Origin of the sequence: Vibrio rumoiensis (genome assembly GCF_002218045.2) — a bacterium.
GTDB lineage: Bacteria > Pseudomonadota > Gammaproteobacteria > Enterobacterales > Vibrionaceae > Vibrio > Vibrio rumoiensis.
Map to the genome: position 1 here is coordinate 1,342,356 of NZ_AP018685.1, position 20,295 is coordinate 1,362,650.

Below are 20,295 nucleotides of genomic sequence, written 5' to 3' on the forward strand. Positions count from 1 at the left end.
TGTCACTATTGTAGCTATCCACTATCGCCAGTCTTTATCCAATTATAATAATGTAATGTGTAGAGGCATGTATGACCGTCATTCGTAAGCAAGATGTGATCAGCAGTGTGGCTGACGCTCTCCAATATATTTCGTACTACCATCCAATGGATTTTATTCAAGCGCTTGAAAAAGCGTATCACAAGGAAGAGAGCCAAGCTGCGAAAGATGCGATTGCTCAAATCTTAATAAACTCACGTATGGCTGCAGAAGGGCATCGTCCGATTTGTCAGGATACGGGTATTGTGACTTGTTTCGTTAATATTGGTATGGACGTTCGTTGGGATGAAACCGATATGACGGTTCAGCAAATGGTAGATGAAGGCATTCGTCAAGCCTACACCAATCCCGATAATCCATTGCGTGCATCGGTACTTTCTGATCCTGCTGGCAAGCGTATTAACACCAAAGATAACACGCCGGGTGTGGTACATATCAACATGGTACCGGGTAATAAAGTTGAGATTCAAATCGCGGCAAAAGGCGGCGGTTCTGAAAACAAAACTAAAATGGTGATGTTAAACCCATCCGATGATATCGCGGAATGGGTAGAGAAAACGTTACCGGCGATGGGAGCGGGTTGGTGTCCACCGGGTATGCTTGGCATAGGCATTGGCGGTACGGCTGAGAAAGCAGCGGTATTGGCAAAAGAATCCTTGATGGAACATATCGATATTCATGAATTGATCGAACGTGGCCCACAAAACGCGGAAGAAGAATTACGTTTAGATATCTTTAACCGAGTTAATAAACTGGGTATTGGTGCACAAGGTCTTGGCGGTTTAACGACGGTCGTCGATGTGAAAATTAAAACGGCGCCAACTCACGCAGCGTCTAAACCTGTGTGTTTAATTCCAAACTGTGCAGCGACACGTCACGTACATTTCACTCTTGATGGTTCTGGTCCTGCAGAATTAACGCCACCAAAACTAGAAGATTGGCCTCAAATTACTTGGGAAGCGGGTGAAAATACCCGTCGAGTGAATCTCGATACCATTACTAAAGAAGATGTTCTTCAGTGGCGTACCGGTGAAACAGTATTGCTATCGGGTAAGATCCTAACCGGTCGTGATGCGGCGCATAAACGTATTCAAGGTATGCTACAAAGTGGCGAAGGTTTACCTGAAGGTGTCGATCTTAAAAACAAATTCATTTACTACGTAGGTCCAGTTGATGCCGTGGGAGATGAAGTCGTTGGCCCAGCAGGCCCGACAACGTCAACGCGCATGGATAAGTTTACCGATATGATGCTTGAAGAAACCGGCATTATGGGCATGATCGGTAAAGCGGAACGTGGCGCAGACACTGTCGAATCGATCAAAAAGCATCAATCAGTCTACCTAATGGCGGTTGGTGGTGCGGCTTACTTGGTGGCGAAAGCGATTAAGAAAGCTCGTGTAGTAGCCTTTGAAGATCTTGGTATGGAAGCGATTTACGAGTTTGAAGTGGAAGATATGCCAGTGACAGTCGCAGTCGACTCAACCGGCGCTAATGCTCACCAAATCGGTCCTGATACTTGGAAGGTCAAAATCGCTGAGATGGAAAAATAACGCCTAGGTAACGAGTTGCGTGGTGCGAGCGCGCTACGCTTCGAGTTATTAGGTTATTTCAACCTATCAGTAAAATTTTCCTGACTAATGGCTGTAAATTGATTATAGTTTTATAAAGTAAAAATATAACAGGCTGAATATTTAGGAGATTTTATGCCACGTTTTGTACAGATTTTGCAGATTTTGATTGCTGTCATCGTTGGTGGTTATGTTGGCATCCAAATGATCCTTCATGGGATTGCCATTTTTGACACAACCAATAACTGGTTTGCAGTAATGACAGTGGTACTTGGCTTATTATTGGAATTGTCTCTATTTATCATCTATAAATTGATAGAAGAAGATTAGTTTATTCCAGCTAAAATTTGATATTCATGACAAAGGCCCGTATTGATAAAATACGGGCCTTTTATTTTAGTTACGATTTATCCAAGCCGCTGAAGATATTGATTTTATAGAAATATGATATGCTTGAAGCTGCTGAGTTGTCGTTATGCTTTGAGCTTTGGAGTGGTAAATGAAAATCAAACAAGAAGTGAATGATTTAGTGAAACGTAGTTTAGATCGGCACTTGCGTCTCGCGGTGACTGGGTTGTCACGTGCGGGCAAAACCGCATTTATCACTTCACTGGTTAATCAGCTTTTAAATAGCTCAACCCAAGATAACTTACCGCTATTTGAACCGAGCCGAAATAAGCAATTGCTTGGTGCGAAGCGTATTCCGCAAACCAATTTAATGGTGCCAAGATTTGATTACGATCTTGCTATCGAGCAACTGCATTCGACACCACCACAGTGGCCAGTGCCGACTCGTGATGTGAGCGAAATTCGTTTAGCGATTCGTTTTAAGCCTAAAAAGGGCGCGCGACGTTTACTCAAAAGCACTTCAACCTTGTATCTTGATATCGTGGACTATCCGGGAGAATGGCTACTCGATCTGCCATTACTGGATATGAGCTTTGAGCAATGGTCACAAAGCCAGCTTGAGTTATTAAGAGGTGAAAAAGCGGGGAGTGAACTACGTTCAAAACTGGCTAAAGAATGGTTATTGAAGTTGAATCATTTCGATAGCCTTACCGTTGCCAATGAAAATCGTGTGGCTGAACTGGCAAGATCTTATACTGATTACCTACATGCTTGTAAGGATGCTGGTCTGCATTGGGTACAGCCAGGTCGTTTTGTATTACCCGGAGAACTTGTCGGCGCGCCAGTATTGCAATTTTTCCCTGTTGAACTCGAAATGGATGAACAGGGTAAGCCGTTCAAAGAAATTAAACGAAATTCAGCTTATGCGATGCTGCGATCTCGTTTTAATGAGTATAAAAAGAAAATCGTGAAAAGCTTCTACCAAGAGCACTTTGCTTCGTTTGATCGACAAATTGTGCTGGTGGATTGTTTGCAACCACTCAACTCTGGTTATGATTCTTTTATGGACATGAGTGGAGCAATCAGCCAATTGATGCAGAGCTTTAAATATGGTCGTAACTCGATATTAAAACGCTTATTCTCGGCCAAAATAGATAAAGTGATGTTTGCCGCGACCAAAGCCGATCACGTGACACCAGATCAGCACGTCAATATGGTCTCTTTACTTCAACAGTTGGTGCATGAAGCATGGCAACATGTGTCTTATGAAGGCATCGATATGGAATGTGTCAGCCTTGCTTCAATTCAAGCCACGATGCCCGGTTATGCATCGACTGGCGATACGACATTACAAGCAATAAAAGGCACCACTTTGGAAGAAGAAACACTGACCTTATTTCCTGGTGAGGTACCGCCAAAGCTGCCGCAGAAAGATTACTGGCAGGGTAATGGTTTCGAGTTCTATGAATTTAGACCATTAAAAATACCTCATGACCAAGCATTACCGCATATTCGAATGGATAAGGTTTTGCAGTTTTTGTTAGGGGATAAATTACGATGAGTGATTATAAAAATAAAATTATCTTCAACAGCGATAAAGTATCCGATGCTCAACAAGAGACATTAGACGCATTAAATTCTGACCCTGGCTATCAAAAAATGGGTACAAAAGTGCAATTTGATGAAGCAACTGAGTTTGTTCCTATGTCGCAAGCGCAATTAAATGTGAGTGCGGAAAATCAAATAGAAGATGAAATGATTAATATCATTCGTCCTCGCTCCAAAAAACGTTGGTTTGTTACGGGGACTGTTGTTTCCTTCGCTGGGCTAGTCGGTTGGCAAAGCGTGCATAATGTTCTGCAAGCCTACCAACAATCAGATTGGCTAACGCTTGGTTGGACCGGCTTTATTGCGGCATTAGCATCACTGGGTATTGGCGCTACGGTTAAAGAACTGTGGAAATTAAGAAGACTGCGTAAGCAATTGAGCAGCCAAGAGTTGGCGATGGATTTAATTCATTCGCACAACACAGGCAATGCCAAACCGTTTTGTGAAGATCTTGCCTCTCAGGCGGGCGTAACGCTTGAGCATGCGGGCTATGATCGCTGGGTAAAAACAGTCAATGATAACCACAACGATGCCGATGTAATTGAATTGTACGATGACATGGTGATTGCGCAGCAAGACAAGCAGGCAAAAAAAGTTGTCGCCAGCTATTCCACTGAATCGGCGGTGTTGGTGGCACTCAGTCCACTTGCGATTGCCGATATGCTATTAGTCGCTTGGCGAAATTTCAAAATGATTGATGAGTTGGGCAAAATTTATGGGGTTGAACTAGGTTACTGGTCTCGTATTCGTCTTCTCAAGCTTGTTTTCATTAATATGGCCGCGGCTGGTGCGAGTGAACTGGCGGTTGATGTCGGTACCAACATGATGTCATTAGGCATCGCAGGTAAGATTTCCACTCGTGCCGCACAAGGGATAGGCGTAGGTCTTCTGACTGGTCGATTAGGAATTAAAGCGATGGCCTTACTTCGCCCATTGCCTTGGCGTAAAGATAAAGCCGTGCGCTTAAGCGAAATTCGTAAGCTTGTTGTTGGGCGTGTGATAGGCAAGTCAGAAGAGAAAAATTAGCGGTGGTTTGCGTAATAAGCCATCATTATCCGTTTGTATAACAAGTTTGTGCTCATGATTTAACTAAAGTCTATGAGCACAAACCAGTAATAAGTGTTTGTTAACTAAGTTCCTTGACGAAACTCCTCTCATACAACAAACTACTGTCAACTTTTCGTGACACCTTTTCAGGAATAGAACCGTGCGTTTAGAAGTCCTTTGCCAAGACCGCCTTGGTCTTACTCGTGAACTATTAGATATTCTTGTTTCTAAAAATATTGACTTACGTGGTATCGAGTTAAGTACTCGTGGTATTCACGTAGGCGATCCGGGGATTATCTATCTAAATTGTCCCGATGTTGAATTTGAAACTTTTAGTGGTTTGATGGCGCAAATCCGTCAAATTGACGGCGTGACGGATGTTCGTAAAATTCCATTTATGCCTAGTGAGCGCGAAAGTACCGAATTAAATGCGATTCTAGATACGCTGCCCGATCCGGTCATTTCGATAAACCTGAAAGGGGATATTGAAATGGCTAATTTTTGTGCGCTGGCGCTGTTTAAAGTCACGGTTCAAGAAATTCAAACCTACAGCATTTTTCATTACATTCCAAAACTAAAGTCTGCGCCTTGGTTTAAAGCGTTAGCCAGTGGTGAAGTCAAGCCGAAGCAAGGGAAATTTGATGAGGGCCTATTGCGTTATCGCGATAAGATCACCATTGAAGGTCTAAACTATTTAATGGATGTGATGCCGGTAATGATCCACAGTGATTCTGGTGAAGCGATTCTGGCGAGTGCCGTGATCATGCTAAAACCCATCGTGCATTCAGAAACTAAATTAACTGCCGTACCCGATTACAACCCACTCGGTTTTGAGCATTTTGTTGGCGTATCGAATCATCATCAGCGTTTAGTATCACAAGCCAAGAAACTCGCCATGTTAGACCAACCTTTGTTGATCGAAGGGGAAACGGGAACGGGTAAAGAAATGTTGGCTCGTGCTTGTCATAATCGCTCTCATCGCTCCAATGAACCATTCTTAGTGTTAAGCTGTGCTTCTATGCCAGATGATGCAGCAGAAACTGAACTGTTTGGTAATGCACCGGGCGCGTTTAATAACGACATTGGTCATAAAGGTATTTTTGAACAAGCGGATAAAGGCACGGTTTTTCTCGATGAAATTGGCGAGATGAGCCCACATCTACAGATCAAACTACTGCGCTTTTTACAAGATGGTTCATTCCGCCGAGTCGGTGAAGAAAATGAAATGCACGTTGATGTTCGAGTGATAGCATCAACCAAACAAACGTTGTCACAACTTACTCAATCGGGATCATTTCGTGAAGATTTGTACTACCGTTTGAATGTGTTGAATTTAAACATTCCGTCTTTACGCGAACGCAGTAGTGATGTATTGCCGTTAGTGGATATGTTTGTTGCCAAATATGCTCAACAGTTAGGCCTCAAGGTGCCTAGTTACGATGAACAATTGATCGAACAGCTAACGCTATATCCTTGGCCGGGTAACATTCGTCAGTTAGAAAACTCAGTGTTGCGCGCGATGACCCAGCTTGATGACGATGTATTGAAGTTTGAGCATTTCCAATTGCCAACGTTGCAAGCAAGCCGCTCTGCCTTTGAAACACAATTGGAAAACTTTACCTTAGATGGCTCACTCGATGAGATGATGCGTAAACATGAAGCGCAGATTTTGGAGCGTTTGTACCAATCTTTCCCATCGAGCCGTAAGTTGGCAAAACGTTTGGAAGTGTCACACACTTCGATTGCCAATAAGCTACGTGATTATGGAATTCGTAAATCGTAATGAAAACGGATCTTTCTACCTTCGAATTGCTGATTGGCGATAGCTTTGAACTTGATAACGTTAATGTACGTCTAATCGGCTCTGGTGATGAAAAGATGATGGCGGATTTTTATAACCACAATCATCAACATTTAGCGCCTTGGGATCCTATTCGAAGCTCTGAGTTTTATACCGTCGAAGGGTGGAAAAGCCGAATTAAACGTTTGAATGACTTTCATCAAATGAATACGGTGTTTAGCTTCATTATTGTTGATAAAGAAGAGACTCAAGTACTTGGTACGATTAACTTCACCAATGTTTCAGGTTTCCCGATTCATGCTTGTAACTTAGGTTATTCATTAGCCGAAACCGCCCAAGGTAAAGGGATTATGACTCAAGCTTTGCAAGTGTGTATCCAGTGGATTTTTCAACACCAAAATCTACATAGAATCATGGCGGCTTATATGCCACATAATAGTCGCAGTGAGAAAGTGCTTGACCATTTAGGGTTTGAATTCGAAGGCGTCGCAAAAGATTATTTATTGATTAATGGCCAGTGGCAGACTCACCGCTTAATGTCGTTGATCAACTCATCATGGCGAGTGGAAGCATAACACTGAATATAAGGAGATAGCGTGGAACGACTGAATAAACAATTAGCGTTATTGATGGAGCTCGACAAACTGAAGACCGTATTACGTCGTACTCGAGTAAAAGCAGCGGAAGGGCGTTTAGAAAATACGGCTGAACATAGTTGGCACGTTGCGATGATGGCATTGTTGATGGAAGAACATGCGAATGAGCCCGTAGACATCGCTAAAGTCGTGAAGATGTTGCTGTTACACGATATTGTAGAAATTGATGCTGGTGATACTTTTGTGTACGACACTGCAGCCTCACAAGTACAAGAAGAAAATGAATTAAAAGCCGCTCAGCGATTATTTGGCATGTTACCCGACGAACAAGGTGCAGAGCTAATGGCTATTTGGCAAGAGTTTGAACAAGCACAAAGCGCAGAAGCGAAGTTTGCCAAAGCGCTAGATCGCTTAATACCAATGCTACTGAACTACTATAATAATGGTCAAAGCTGGATGGAACATGGCGTCACAAAAACCCAAGCATTAACCGTCAATGCAAAAATTGAATATGGTTCAGAAGCATTGTGGCAAAAAACGCAGCAAATCGTCGCTGAAGCAGTAAAAAATGGCTGGTTGAAAGACCAATAAGAAATTAACAAAGCGAGTTACTATGTCGTATACACCTTTGGACCAATACCAAAGAAAGTGGATTTTCACTCACCAATCACTTCCTGTCCCAGCAGAAGACTTAGTTCATATTAAGCCGATTTCTCAGCAGCGTGCCGCGCAGCTATGGATTGAAAATATTAGTAAACAAAGCCCAGATGCTGAACGTTTAAGCTCTGGTGACTGGCCAAGCAAAGCCAGTAATTGGTCAGATGAAGTCGATTGGTCGGCTGCTTGGGAGGCTGATGAACCTGAGTTGCCGCAAGCCATTTTAGAGCACATCGATTGGCAAGATGATGTCACGGTTTACTTCTGTTATGAAAAGTACAACATCATTGAAACCAAATGGTCGATTTTTAAAAAACATTGGAAGAACTTTTTATTTTTCGATGATGGCCCGATTTTAATTGGCCGCCGACGATCTGAAGCCTTGTGGTTTAATACCAATGGTTCGGTAAAGTTAGGCCAACGAACAGAATAAAAGACACAACCTTGAATGAAATAAAGCTGCCAATGGCGGCTTTTTTTGTGTGTGCTATTTTTATCTCGTTATGTTCAGAGCTAGAGATAAGGTGGGAATCATGAATCCAGTATGTTGGTTTGAAATTTATGTCGATGATATGCCAAGAGCGAAAGCATTTTATCAAACGGTACTTAATGTGGAATTACAACCATTATCGGTACCGGATGGTGCGCCTGAAATGGGGATGTGTGCTTTTCCTTCGGCAATGAATAGTTATGGTGCCACGGGCGCGTTAGTTAGAATGCCCGGTTGCGAAGTCGGTGGGTATAGCACAATTGTCTATTTCACATGTGAGGACTGCGCGGTAGAAGGTAGTCGGGTAGTGGCTGCGGGCGGTTCGATTCACCGAGAAAAGTTATCAATTGGCGCGCATGGGTTTATTGTTCTTGCTGTTGATACTGAAGGGAATATGTTTGGGCTGCATTCAATGAATTAAGTTTGGGTGATTCCTCTAAAAAGTAGGTGAGAAGTTTGCCGAAAAATCTAAGATTCAGTAGTGTGAATTCAGTCTAAAATACACGTGGAATACTATGCACAAGTTAAAGGTTTTTCAGCAAACGGACACTGAACATTTATATAAAATCATTCATGATTACCCTTTTGCAACGTTAATATTAAGCAACGCCTCGGGCATCGAAGTGGATCATCTTCCGATGATTTTGGCTATTGATGATGGCGTTGCGACCCTTCAAGGACATATTGCCAAAGCAAACCCACTCGCTCGATTAGTTAATGATGAAACTAAAGCGACCATCATTTTTCACGGCCCCAATTGTTATATCTCTCCAAACTACTACCCAACAAAAAAAGAAAATGGCAAAGCAGTACCGACATGGAATTATATTGTTGTGCATGTCACTGGCGCGATTAAATGTATCAATGACAGCGTTTGGAAGTTGGGTTTCTTAAATAGGCTAACGAATAAGCATGAATCTAACTCTGATGAACCTTGGTCGATTTCTGATGCACCTCAAGAATATATTGAGAAAATGCTACCAGTGATTGTTGGCTTGGAAGTACAAATTGAATCGATAGAAGGTAAGTGGAAAGTGAGCCAAGACAAGCCGGAAATCAATCAAAAAGGCGTTGTCGAAGGCTTACAAGTAGTAGGGCATAGTGAAATGCAAGCTTGGGTTCAAAAGTTCATTGTTTCTGGTTAATTTTATCTGAACCAAAGAAACACCAATGACAAGTTACTTGGTAGTTGAGTTGTGATAGCTAAGGGAAGGGTTGATACACAGTGGCTTTTTGAAGTCAGACATGCGTTTAGATTCATATCTATATTTGCTGGTTATAAACACAGTACTATCTTATGAGTTGTAAGTGGTGAACTAGACGGATTATTTCCGTATTTCATGTTAGCTAATTATGCGGCAAGTTTGATTTTATCAGCTAACTTAGATGTTTAGCTTGTTGGATGGAAAACTCTTGGCGCTACCGGCTTTTTGCAACGCTACATAACCGAGGTTCAAAGTGTTGGCTACAACGATGCTCCGCTAGAGAAATTAGCTTATGCATTTGATCATCACTTTTCTCAAGGTGGGCAAAAAGTTGATGTCCCAAGCTATGTAGAAAATAAAATATAACAATAAATTTAAGAGTGATTCACAACGCTTGGCGCTTTCTCGTCAAGACAGTTTAGTGTTTATGGCACAATGCTTTAGGTTTAGGCGAAGGATTTATGGGTATCTAACCCAATAAAAAGAGTGGTATCGTTATTCATGCTAGCTTCCTAATTTAGTTCTTTAGCAAACTAATTATGGCTCTGGCTTCACTAACCCACGAAACTGGAGGTTAGCACTTTCGTGGAAGTCATTATGTCTACGCTTCTCAAGGAAATAAGGAATAAAAATGACAGAGTTGGTTGCAAATTGTCCTAGATGTCAGGCTACAAACATGACATTTGATCTATTAAATCAAGTTGTTGTTGGAGAGCGGCATGGTTGGCAATGTGTGTTGGAAGCGTTCTGTATCTGCCGTAATTGCGGAAAACCATCATTATTTGTCGTTTCCCCAAAGGAGCCGAGATTTAAAGGTATTGCAAAAGGTGGTTTGGAAAACTTTCATGGTTCTGCTAACCAACTAGTGAATGTAGAGCGTCATGTGTCAATTAGAGATCAGTCATCTGAACAGCCACCAGAATATTTGCCTGAGGAGATCGAGCGAGTTTTTAACGAGGGTGCTGCCTGTATGGCTGTTGGCTGCAATAATGCAGCAGCAACCATGTTTAGGTTGTGCTTAGATATAGCAACTCAAAACTTGTTACCAGAGCAGGCTGAAGGGCTCACAAACCGAGTTCGTCGAAGTTTGGGCTTGCGACTTCCGTGGTTATTTGAAAATGGTATTTTACCGGAAGGACTTCGAGATTTGTCTACCTGTATCAAAGATGATGGCAATGATGGTGCTCATGAGGGTACATTAACTGTAGAAGACGCCGCTGATATCTTAGACTTTACATATATATTGTTAGAGCGAATCTATACAGAACCTAAACGTTTAGAAGAAGCAGCAAAAAGAAGGCGTGCACGTCGAGAATAAGCCTCATCAAGCATTTAAGAGTGGCTCTCAACGCTTGGCATTTTTCATTCCATTGTTGGGTTTTGTGTTTATGGTGGTATGGTTAGGTTTCGTGGTGGCGTTACTCACTACTTAACGCAGTGTTAGTAGCATTTATACTCTTACTAAATATCAAATATTGTAGATATTCGAATATTGAGGCTCCGATGAAATTTCTCCGTCAGTATAAAATAAGTATTCTTTTCTGTATCAGTGGTATGTTGTGTTTAATGGCTTATAACATCATCGGTTCATCAGTAGATCAGAATGGTTTATTAGTTGAGCCATTTGGTTTAATTCCCTTATTTTGGCTTTTTCAACTACTTGCATTAATGGCTTTGCTTGTCACTTTAGTTAAACATAGAAACGCCCAGTAAACGGGGGAGCAAAACTACAAACACGCGAAGATACTTCGTTATAACGAATGATGAGCGTCTTACGGTTTCTATTTTTAGTAGTTTAAACAAAAAATGCCGCTTCAAATGAAGCGGCATTTTTGTTGATTCAGTAATATTAGTATCAATTATTTCTTACGGCAGTATTCTGCAATGATGTACATTGATTGGCCGTTGGCTTTACCTGACACCAACTTAGGATCATCGGCAAGGCTGATACCACGAACAACGGTGCCTTGCTTGATAACTTGAGAAGAACCTTTGATAGGCAGATCTTTAATGATGGTTACGTCGTCGCCTTTTTTCAGTTCAACACCGTTTACATCACGAGGCTTGTCTTCATCTTCGTCCATGCCTGTCTCTGCCCATTTCTTGGTGTCGTCTTCAAGATACATCATATCTAAAAGCTCATTTGCCCATGTCTCGCCTTTACGAGAAAGGTGAGTCAGTTGACGCCATGCAAGAACTTGTACTTGTGGTACTTGGCTCCACATGCTGTCGTTAAGGCAACGCCAGTGGTTTACATCCATGTCTTCTGGTGATTCAACTTGTGCACGACAAGTATCACAAAGCATCACAGCATAATCGACGGTGATTTGAGTTTGTGGCGCAACAGCCAAAGGCGCTAGTGAAGAAGTTGAAGAGCAAAGCTCACATTTCGATTCGCAACGTTCAAGTAGCGTAGCTTCTGTAGACATAGTGTTTACCTAATTTGGTCAGGGTTTAATTTCGAGCCGCTATTATCCATGTTATCCATAGGATTTAAAGGGGAATGTCTATTTTAGGCTATTTTTTGACGCAGTTGCAGGGTTGCAGATGGAGCGAAAGTCGATTCACAGGCCATCAAGAATTGATATTAAGGTGTGATTTTCCTCTTAACCTGATTAAATCTGAAACATTTTGGCTAATGTTAGTTTTTCTTGCTCTGTTAATACTGGAGAAGAATAGTCATAAACCGCTTCCATGTCATCTAGGAATTGCTGAACTTTAGTGAGTTGTTTCGGGTTCATATCCACCATGCGTTCAATGATATTATCAAGTTGCTCGGAAGCGGAATCTTGCGATAGTTGAGTTTGATGTGAAAGCGAAGTTTGCATAGGATCCATCCTTACAGCCGTTTATAAAAATATTGAAATGTACTGGAATAGGTAAACAAGGCGTCCAGCTAAATAAGAGTTATATCAACAATTATGGACGGATTGTTCAATTTGTGTAAAATTGGCGCCAAATATTCCATAGGAATGGGAAAGAGTGAGATGAGTAAGTTAGTTTTTTGGATAGTATTGATTGGTGTTGGTATCGGAATTGGCATTAAGTACCAAGATGAAATTTTAGATATGTTGAATATGCGCGATATGGAAAGCCTTTATGACCATATTGAAGATGCCGCTGACAGTCTTCAAAACGGTAGCGATTCGCTATCAGATACGGTCAGTCAACTAGCTGAATAAAGCTAATTGGTGTCATATCATTAATAATAAAAATAGCCCGTATCTGATTGCGGGCTATTTTTTTAACGGAGTTAACACTACATTATCGCTTGATTGCCGTGTAACCATAGCTTTCGATAAGTTGCTGTCCTTCTTTTGATAGCACGTAATCTAAAAATTTTTCTGCGCGCGCTTCCAAATGATCCTTTTTATAAATGATTAAGAAAGGGCGAGTTAGTTTGTATTTACCATTAGCAATATTATCTGGTGTCGGTTTGATACCATCTAATTCTATTGCTTTAATCGACTTATCAATAGAACCCATAGACACAAAGCCGATGGCTTGTGGGTTATTGTTAATCAGCGTTTTCATCATGCCGTTGCTATTTACCACTAAACTTTTCGCGTTGATGTTAGAGACACTTTGTCCATTGACGACTTTGGTTAAACCAAGCTGGGTTTCAAAGCTATAACGAGAGCCTGATGACGCTTCACGTGTTACAACGGCAATCACTTGATCTGAGCCGCCAACTTCTTTCCAATTTTTAATCTCACCAAGGTAGATCTTAGCCAATTGATCACGAGTTAGACTTTGCACTGGATTTTGGATATTGGTCGCAACGGCAAGTCCGTCTTGAGCAATGGTGACAATCGCCACTTTGTCATTGGCTTCTGCTTCAGTTAGATAGCGAGAACTCATCCCCAAGTCTGCCACGCCCTTTTCAGCAAGAACAATACCAGCGGTCGAATCGACACCTTGAACGGCAATATAATCTTCTGGGTGCTCTTGATTATACTTTTCAGCTAGCACATCCATAACACGGGTGACGGAAGTGGAACCTGAGACAACAATCTGTTTAGCTTGAACAGCAGAAACAAATAGCACTGAAGATAAAAGGGTAGCCAGTAAAGCTCGAAACATGTCGTTCTCCAATATAATAACGCGATAAATTTGCCATCATTCTATTTCGTTTGTGTGACAGTTTTGTGACTAAATTAGTCGATAAGTGATGGTTAGTTATTTGATAATGCATAGGAACTTGATTGTAAGAGTAGAATACTGCAGCTTGTGTTCACTGGGTATATACTCATAGTGGAGGTCTACTATGATCAATGAATTAGATTGGCGTCGATTACTTAAACGTTGCGAACAACTCTGTCATTACCGAAATGGCAGCGTGCCTGTTGGTCAAGGGAAAGCCTGCTTTGAGAGTGATGAAGCCACGAAAGTTTTGATTTTTTCTAATGCGGTATTTTCGGTTGATTCACTGCATTGTAGTCATACTGTCGAAGTGGCTAAGTTAGATTATGATTGTACGCATGAAATGTGGGAGCTTTATATTAATAGCGCCGAGGATCCATCGCTGGCGGATTCTGAATGGTTGCCGCATCCTATACATTTCGCCCATTCTAACCCGATGATCTTATTATCGGTTATCGAAAAAGATGCAGAAGAATGTATTTGGCGCTAGTAAGGTTTAAGAGGTGACAAAAAAGGCTACCGTATGATCGTACTGGTAGCCTTTCGTTTTATTTATGCTTAGTGTTATTCAGAAGTGGCTTCGTTTGCTGTTGTCTCAACTGACTCTGGTAACGGCGCAAAAGTTTGTGTCGGTTTCGCGACAATATTGCGGTTTTCAAGGCTCACCATAATCAAGCTGACTTCAATTTCATCACCGAGCTTGAATTCAACATTACCATCAATTTCAATCGTTCCAAGTTCACGAGAAGCGGCAATACGTTCTTTGTTGTCGATGATTTGAGAACAAGGGATGAATGCCGCTGCGCCATTTTCAAGCAGGCGAACACGCGCACCGGCACGGTTAATATCAAAGATTTCAGCTTGATATTTTGTGGCATTTTCTGGTTCATTAATCAACGTTCGAGCATATAACCAATCCGATACATTGCGCTCTGCCATGCCATGATAACGGCGGCATAGTGATAATTCTGCTCCTACTGTATCATCTGGCGTTTGCACTGGTGCTTTATCTAAAATCAGCGCTTTTAACATACGGTGATTGATCATGTCGCCATACTTACGGATTGGTGAAGTCCAAGTGGCATAAATATCTAACCCCATTGCAAAATGCTGCTCTGGCTTGTGATTAATTTCACTATAGGCTTGGAATTTACGAATACGGTTGTCTAAGTATTTTTGATTTTGTGCGGTTAACCAACGGCGTAGGGCGCTGAAACCTTCTAAAGTCACAATACTTTCGGCAGTAAACGGTAGGTCGCCTTCTGGGTTAATCAGTGAGATCACTTCTTTTACTTTATCTTCTTTAAAGCCAGCATGAGTATTGAAAATGCCTGATTCGAATTTCTCTTTCAGTACGGTCCCTGCACAGATGTTGGCCGTGATCATAGACTCTTCTACCAACTTATTGGCGGTACGACGCATATCCGCATGAATCGCGATCACATCGTTATCTTCACTTAACTCAAAACGGTAATCAGGGCGGTCAGGGAAGACGACCGCATTATTTTGACGCCACTCACTACGAGCTTGAGCAAATTTATGCAGCGTAGAAACGACTTTGGCGATCGTTTCATTGGGTTGCCAATCAGCGCAAGTACCCGTTTCTAGCCAATCAGAAACGTGGTCATAAACAAGACGAGCATGCGATTGAATGTTGGCGGCAAAGAATTGAATATCGTCACCAATCACGCCGTCTTTGCTTACGGTTACGCTACAACATAGAGCGGCACGTAGTTCATCTTGTTTAAGTGAACATAGGTCATCAGCCAGATCACGAGGTAGCATTGGAATGTTGCGACCAGGAAGATAGATAGTGAAGCCACGTTTTCTTGCGACCGTATCCATATCCGAATCTGGTGTGATGTAGGCGGTTGGATCGGCAATGGCGATGGTTAATTTGAAGTCGCCGTTGTCAAGCGCTTCTGCGTATAAGGCATCATCCATATCTTTGGTTGAGGCGCCATCAATGGTCACGAATGGTGTGTTTGTCAGATCAACGCGCTCTAGAGCTTCATCATCTTTGAGTTCCCACTCTTTACCTTCTTCTAAGCCTTGTGGCTCACAATTCGGTAAATCGTTTTGTGCCAGCGTTACCCACCAAGGCGCGATCTTGTCGTCGGCATCGGTGATCTTTTCTGAAATCTCAGCAAAGAAGTTATCTTTATCGCAATCTTTAGCAAGAGGATGGTCAACAAGATGAGCGACAACCCAGTCACCGTCTTTTAATGTTTCAGGGTTAACCCCTTTACGAGCTTTGGCTTTTAAAGAGAGCTTTTTAAGTTGTGGGTGATCGGGCACCACATTTAAGCGACCTTTGAATAACTTAATACGAGCAATAAAACGGGTTAGTGCGGGCTCGACTAATTCATCCGGTTCTGCGCTTTCTTTATCGTTCTCAGAGCGAATAATCGCGATAACTTTGTCACCATGAATACATTTTTTCATTGAAGCGGGTGGGATGAAGTAGCTGGTCTTACTATCAACTTCTAAAAAACCGAACGCTTTATCGGTCGCTTTCACCGTACCTTCTTTCTTCGGCAGGTTTTCTTTCATTTGTTGTTTGAGTTGAGCAAGTAACGGGTTATCTGAAAACATAGGATAAATTCTTTATGAGTTTTTTGGGTATTAATTCAGGGCACACTATAATGATTGCACTAATGGATTACCACTGTATTGATTTAAACAAAGATAAAATTCTGGCTTCAAAGTTGTTGCGTTTTGTGCTGACTAATAAAAATGCAATCTTAGGTGACGGCTAGACGTCTAAAAATAAAGAGATAGGGCGGTTTTTTATGTAATTTGGCCTGATTAGAACAAAAATGTGATGAAATTCAATTTTTCCTAGCTTTTTTTGTGTTTATCAGGCAGAATGCGCCTCCCTTAATGATGTCCCGAAACAGCTTAAGGCGTTTTCTACCTAATCCATGATATGTATGGATACTAGATGTTAGGGTAGGTATTAGAGGTAGTAGAGCTTAATGGGACCGAAATTTTCCTTAAATAAGTAGGAACCCCATGTCAGAAAATCAAATCAAATTCGTCGATCTTGATCTTAACGAAAACCTTCTAACCGCACTTAACTCTATGGGTTTTGAAAGCCCAACTCCAATTCAAGCCGCTTCTATTCCTTTTCTTTTAGAAGGTAAAGATGCGCTAGGTAAAGCTCAGACCGGTACTGGTAAAACAGCTGCGTTCTCTTTACCCGTTCTAAATAAAATCGATTTAAACCAACATAAACCTCAAGCAATTGTGATGGCTCCAACTCGTGAGCTTGCTATTCAGGTTGCTGCTGAAATTAAAGTACTTGGCCAAAATATTAAAGGCTTAAAGGTTATTGAGATTTACGGTGGTGCATCTATCGTTGATCAAATGCGTGCACTTAAAAATGGTTCACACATTGTTGTTGGTACTCCTGGTCGTGTTAAAGATTTAATCAATCGTCGTACTCTACATCTTGATGAAGTGAAAACTTTCGTTCTTGATGAAGCCGATGAAATGCTAAAAATGGGCTTTGTTGATGATGTAACTTGGATCATGGAACAAGCGCCAGAATCGGCACAACGCGTATTGTTCTCGGCAACGATGCCTCCAATGGTAAAAACCATCGTTGACCGTTTCTTACGTAATCCTGCTCGTGTTGATGTTGCTGGTGAAAACCGCACTGTTGCAAAAGTTGAGCAGAACTACTGGGTAGTGAAAGGCGTAGAGAAAGACGAAGCTATGACTCGTCTACTTGAAACTGAAGACACTGATGCTTCAATCGTATTCGTTCGTACTCGTCAAGATACTGAGCGTCTATCGGATTGGTTATCTGCGCGCGGCTTTAAATCTGCTGCACTGCACGGTGACATTCCTCAAGCACAACGTGAACGCACAGTTGATAACATCAAACGTGGCGTTATTGATATCCTAGTAGCAACAGACGTTGTCGCTCGTGGTCTTGATGTTCCTCGTATTACTCACGTATTTAACTACGACATTCCGTTTGATACAGAATCTTACATCCACCGTATTGGTCGTACAGGCCGTGCTGGACGTACAGGTAAAGCGATCTTATTAGTTCGCACAAACCAAATTCGTATGTTGCGTACTATTGAGCGTGTAACACGTTCAAGCATGGAAGAAATTCAACTTCCTAACCGTGACAAAGTAGCTGAAGCGCGTCTCGTTAAGCTAAGCGCTGAACTAGAAGCTGAAAAAACAAGCAACACAATTGCTAACTTTGCTGAGCTAATTGAAAAGCTACAAGCTTCTCTAGAAGTTGACGCCGCGACATTGGCAGCAATCTTGCTTCAACGTCAACAAGGTAAGCGTCCGTTGTTCTACACGGGTGCGGATCCAATGATCGAAGCCATTGAACGTGATAATAAGCGTCGTAAAGAGCGTCGTGATAATCCACGTGATGCGGGTGCTGGTCGTGATGGCGGTCGTTCATTCGGCGGCACTAAACAAGATTGGGATACTTACCAATTACAAGTAGGCCGTGACAGCGGTGTTCAAGTTAAAGATATCGTAGGTGCACTTGCTAACGAACTTGGCTTAACTAAGCACTCTATCGGCGCGATCAAATTAGCTCAAGGCCATACGTTTGTTCAGCTTCCAAAAGCAATGACTTCTGAAGTGGCAGGTAAGCTTAAAAAATTACGCATTCGTCAAAAAGATGTTGGCGCAGTAGTGTGTGATTTTGATGACTTCCGTGAATCACGTGGTCCTCGTACTGGTGGTGCACCTCGTCGTGACGGCGCTCCTCGTGGTCGTGGTGGTGAAGGTCATCGTGGTCGTCGTGAAGGCGGAAATGGTTCAGGTAATGGTGAGCGTCGTTTCGACCGTAATCGTGGTCCTAAACCAGCTGGTAAGCCTGCTCCACGTACTAACCGTGAAGGTTAAGCTTAATCATTATTTAAGCTAGAAATACTAAAGCCGAGATAGCATTTGTTATCTCGGCTTTTTCGTTTCTGGCGCTTGAATTTATTTAGTCTCTAAAAGAAATTATCTCTTGTTTTAGATCAAGCAAACCTTTTCTCATTACTGAAACTACCAAAATAAAGTTGAAAGATTAAAAAAATATTGAATAATGTAATGAAACCTACACGCAATCTATAATATAGTGTAGATCTCTACAGACCCCAGAAAAGAGAGACTCATGTCAAAGCAATACGTATTAGTTATCAACTCAGGCAGCTCTTCACTGAAATTTGCACTTATCGATTCAAAAACAGGCGAGGCGATTTTAACCGGTTTAGGCGAATGCTTCGGTTTGGAAGATTCTCGAATGAGTTGGAAGTATCAAGGAAATAAACAAGAAATTGCAATTGTTGGCGATGAAAATCACCATCAATTAGCCGTGAACAAACTTGTTGAGATTGTGAGTGATTATGGCTTTACAGACTCAGTTATTGCGTTAGGGCACCGAATTGTTCATGGTGGTGAAAAATTCACAAAAACGATTCAAGTTAATGAAAACATTGCGGATGAAATTGAATCAGTCAAAGAACTTGCACCACTTCATACACCCGCTAATGTCACGGGCGTTCGTGCTGGATTAAAAGCTTTCCCAGCACTTCCTCAGTTTGCCGTGTTTGACACTGCGTTTCACCAAAGCATGCCAGCTAAAGCATATACAGGCGCAATTGATAAGACCTTGTATACAGAGTATGGTATTCGCCGTTATGGTTTCCACGGTACGAGTCATTATTATGTTAGCCGTGAAGCCGCTAAGATGATTAATAAACCTGTAGATGAATCCAGCTTTATCTCTGTCCATTTGGGCAACGGTGCTTCTGTTTGTGCGATTAAAAATGGTAAGAGTGTCGATACGAGCATGGGCTTTACACCATTAGCCGGCTTAATGATGGGAACGCGCTGTGGTGATTTAGACCCAAGTATCATTGAGTTTCTATTGAATAAAGGTTGGACTCAAGAGCAAGTCTTTGACACCTTGCATAAAAAGTCTGGTTTCCTAGGGGTGTCAGGATTAACATCTGATGCGCGTGGTATTTTAGAAGCGATGGAAGAAGGGCACGAAGGCGCAACATTAGCATTCCAAGTGTTTACTTATCGTGTAGCAAAATATATTGCTTCATATATGGTCGCGCTTGATCAAGTTGACGGTATTATTTTCACTGGTGGTATTGGTGAGAATGCACTACCAATACGTCGCGAAATTCTTCAATACCTCAAAGTGTTTGGCTATAAAGAAAATGAGCAAGCTAATGCCGATGCTCGTTTTGGGGAAGGTGGTATCATTACCATGCCTGACTCACCAATTGCGATGGTTATTCCAACCAATGAAGAGTTTGTTATTGCTCAAGAGTCTGTTGCTTTAATGCAGTAATCGCTAAGGTCTGTTGTTGTTAAATATCAACAGGCATAAAGATTGAACGAATAAAAAAGCGAGCTTAAAGGCTCGCTTTTTTATTTTTATCGCTAATGAGAGAATCGGTTAATTAGTCATTCTTATGTTCGGTAACGGTTTTAACTGGCTCATCTTTTAGCTTTTTAACGTCATCAGAAATCTTGGATTTTTTATCTAAAACCTTATCTTTCGTGTCCGCTAGTTTGTCTCTCTTTTGATCGACTTTGTCTGAGACATTATCGACGGCTTCATCTTTTGCTTGCTCTGCGGTTTTTGCCGCATCACAACGACCACTAATGCCAACCGTGTTTTCTAACGCTGCATTTTTAGCAACTTTAGAAGCATCACAATCTGGTTTAATCAAGCCGGCATAAGCGGTTGATGTTGCTAACAAAATAAACGGAATGAAAAGCTTCAATTTCATGATGCTATCTCTGT

21 protein-coding genes are annotated in these 20,295 nt (G+C 41.8%); 16 read left to right on the plus strand and 5 right to left on the minus strand.

Annotated elements, in window-relative coordinates; genetic code table 11:
• Nucleotides 1-71: 71 nt before the first annotated feature.
• From VRUMOI_RS06215 to VRUMOI_RS06270, 12 genes are all read left to right on the plus strand, one after another.
• Nucleotides 72-1,589, plus strand: coding sequence for a fumarate hydratase (locus VRUMOI_RS06215; RefSeq protein ID WP_089139550.1), 1,518 nt, complete (start codon nt 72-74; stop codon nt 1,587-1,589).
• Between the two features lie 153 nt (nt 1,590-1,742).
• Nucleotides 1,743-1,937, plus strand: a complete 195-nt coding sequence (locus VRUMOI_RS06220) for a hypothetical protein (RefSeq protein ID WP_089139549.1) — start codon at nt 1,743-1,745, stop codon at nt 1,935-1,937.
• Between the two features lie 169 nt (nt 1,938-2,106).
• Complete coding sequence (locus tag VRUMOI_RS06225) at nt 2,107-3,516, plus strand: YcjX family GTP-binding protein (protein ID WP_089139548.1); 1,410 nt, start codon at nt 2,107-2,109, stop codon at nt 3,514-3,516.
• Complete coding sequence (locus VRUMOI_RS06230) at nt 3,513-4,589, plus strand: YcjF family protein (RefSeq protein ID WP_089139547.1); 1,077 nt, start codon at nt 3,513-3,515, stop codon at nt 4,587-4,589. The genes VRUMOI_RS06225 and VRUMOI_RS06230 overlap by 4 nt, the downstream gene beginning before the upstream one ends.
• A 181-nt stretch (nt 4,590-4,770) precedes the next feature.
• Nucleotides 4,771-6,393 carry a transcriptional regulator TyrR gene (gene tyrR, locus VRUMOI_RS06235; protein ID WP_089139546.1) on the plus strand — a complete coding sequence of 541 codons (1,623 nt, stop codon included), beginning with the start codon at nt 4,771-4,773 and terminating at the stop codon, nt 6,391-6,393.
• Complete coding sequence (gene rimJ / locus VRUMOI_RS06240) at nt 6,393-6,986, plus strand: ribosomal protein S5-alanine N-acetyltransferase (protein WP_231897494.1); 594 nt, start codon at nt 6,393-6,395, stop codon at nt 6,984-6,986. Before tyrR ends, rimJ begins: the two co-directional genes overlap by 1 nt.
• Nucleotides 6,987-7,007: 21 nt before the next feature.
• Nucleotides 7,008-7,598 (plus strand): HD domain-containing protein, encoded by a 591-nt coding sequence (locus tag VRUMOI_RS06245; protein WP_089139545.1) that lies wholly within the window; start codon nt 7,008-7,010, stop codon nt 7,596-7,598.
• 22 nt (nt 7,599-7,620) lie between these two features.
• Nucleotides 7,621-8,097, plus strand: a complete 477-nt coding sequence (locus VRUMOI_RS06250) for a DUF2947 domain-containing protein (protein WP_089139544.1) — start codon at nt 7,621-7,623, stop codon at nt 8,095-8,097.
• Between the two features lie 100 nt (nt 8,098-8,197).
• Nucleotides 8,198-8,575, plus strand: a complete 378-nt coding sequence (locus VRUMOI_RS06255) for a VOC family protein (protein WP_231897495.1) — start codon at nt 8,198-8,200, stop codon at nt 8,573-8,575.
• 94 nt (nt 8,576-8,669) lie between these two features.
• On the plus strand, nt 8,670-9,299 hold the full coding sequence (locus VRUMOI_RS06260; protein WP_089139543.1) for an FMN-binding negative transcriptional regulator: 630 nt from the start codon (nt 8,670-8,672) through the stop codon (nt 9,297-9,299).
• A 691-nt stretch (nt 9,300-9,990) separates the two neighbouring features.
• Nucleotides 9,991-10,677, plus strand: a complete 687-nt coding sequence (locus VRUMOI_RS06265) for a DUF4145 domain-containing protein (RefSeq protein WP_089139542.1) — start codon at nt 9,991-9,993, stop codon at nt 10,675-10,677.
• A gap of 185 nt (nt 10,678-10,862) precedes the next feature.
• Nucleotides 10,863-11,072: a DUF3955 domain-containing protein gene (locus VRUMOI_RS06270; RefSeq protein ID WP_089139541.1), complete on the plus strand. Its 210-nt coding sequence runs from the start codon at nt 10,863-10,865 to the stop codon at nt 11,070-11,072.
• A gap of 146 nt (nt 11,073-11,218) precedes the next feature.
• Here the strand turns inward: VRUMOI_RS06270 and VRUMOI_RS06275 are convergent, their stop codons facing one another.
• Nucleotides 11,219-11,788 (minus strand): PhnA domain-containing protein, encoded by a 570-nt coding sequence (locus VRUMOI_RS06275; RefSeq protein ID WP_089139540.1) that lies wholly within the window; start codon nt 11,786-11,788, stop codon nt 11,219-11,221.
• 186 nt (nt 11,789-11,974) lie between these two features.
• Entirely contained in the window at nt 11,975-12,187 is a 213-nt protein-coding gene (locus tag VRUMOI_RS06280) for a hypothetical protein (protein WP_089139539.1), read from the minus strand.
• 159 nt (nt 12,188-12,346) lie between these two features.
• On the opposite strand from VRUMOI_RS06280, the gene VRUMOI_RS06285 reads away from it, so the two are divergent.
• Entirely contained in the window at nt 12,347-12,541 is a 195-nt protein-coding gene (locus VRUMOI_RS06285; protein WP_089139538.1) for a hypothetical protein, read from the plus strand.
• 82 nt (nt 12,542-12,623) lie between these two features.
• Here VRUMOI_RS06285 and VRUMOI_RS06290 read toward each other — a convergent pair whose 3' ends face one another.
• Nucleotides 12,624-13,442: a phosphate ABC transporter substrate-binding protein gene (locus VRUMOI_RS06290; protein WP_089139537.1), complete on the minus strand. Its 819-nt coding sequence runs from the start codon at nt 13,440-13,442 to the stop codon at nt 12,624-12,626.
• Nucleotides 13,443-13,626: 184 nt separating this feature from the next.
• Between VRUMOI_RS06290 and VRUMOI_RS06295 the strand changes: the two genes are divergently transcribed.
• Entirely contained in the window at nt 13,627-13,992 is a 366-nt protein-coding gene (locus VRUMOI_RS06295; RefSeq protein ID WP_089139536.1) for a DUF3024 domain-containing protein, read from the plus strand.
• A 74-nt stretch (nt 13,993-14,066) separates the two neighbouring features.
• Here the strand turns inward: VRUMOI_RS06295 and rnb are convergent, their stop codons facing one another.
• Nucleotides 14,067-16,097 carry an exoribonuclease II gene (rnb, locus tag VRUMOI_RS06300; protein WP_089139535.1) on the minus strand — a complete coding sequence of 677 codons (2,031 nt, stop codon included), beginning with the start codon at nt 16,095-16,097 and terminating at the stop codon, nt 14,067-14,069.
• A 420-nt stretch (nt 16,098-16,517) separates the two neighbouring features.
• On the opposite strand from rnb, the gene VRUMOI_RS06305 reads away from it, so the two are divergent.
• Together VRUMOI_RS06305 and VRUMOI_RS06310 are read left to right on the plus strand one after the other, a co-directional pair.
• On the plus strand, nt 16,518-18,389 hold the full coding sequence (locus VRUMOI_RS06305) for a DEAD/DEAH box helicase (RefSeq protein WP_089139534.1): 1,872 nt from the start codon (nt 16,518-16,520) through the stop codon (nt 18,387-18,389).
• A gap of 256 nt (nt 18,390-18,645) precedes the next feature.
• Nucleotides 18,646-19,836, plus strand: coding sequence for an acetate/propionate family kinase (locus VRUMOI_RS06310; protein ID WP_089139533.1), 1,191 nt, complete (start codon nt 18,646-18,648; stop codon nt 19,834-19,836).
• Between the two features lie 112 nt (nt 19,837-19,948).
• Here the strand turns inward: VRUMOI_RS06310 and VRUMOI_RS06315 are convergent, their stop codons facing one another.
• Nucleotides 19,949-20,281 (minus strand): hypothetical protein, encoded by a 333-nt coding sequence (locus VRUMOI_RS06315; protein ID WP_089139532.1) that lies wholly within the window; start codon nt 20,279-20,281, stop codon nt 19,949-19,951.
• Nucleotides 20,282-20,295: the final 14 nt, after the last annotated feature.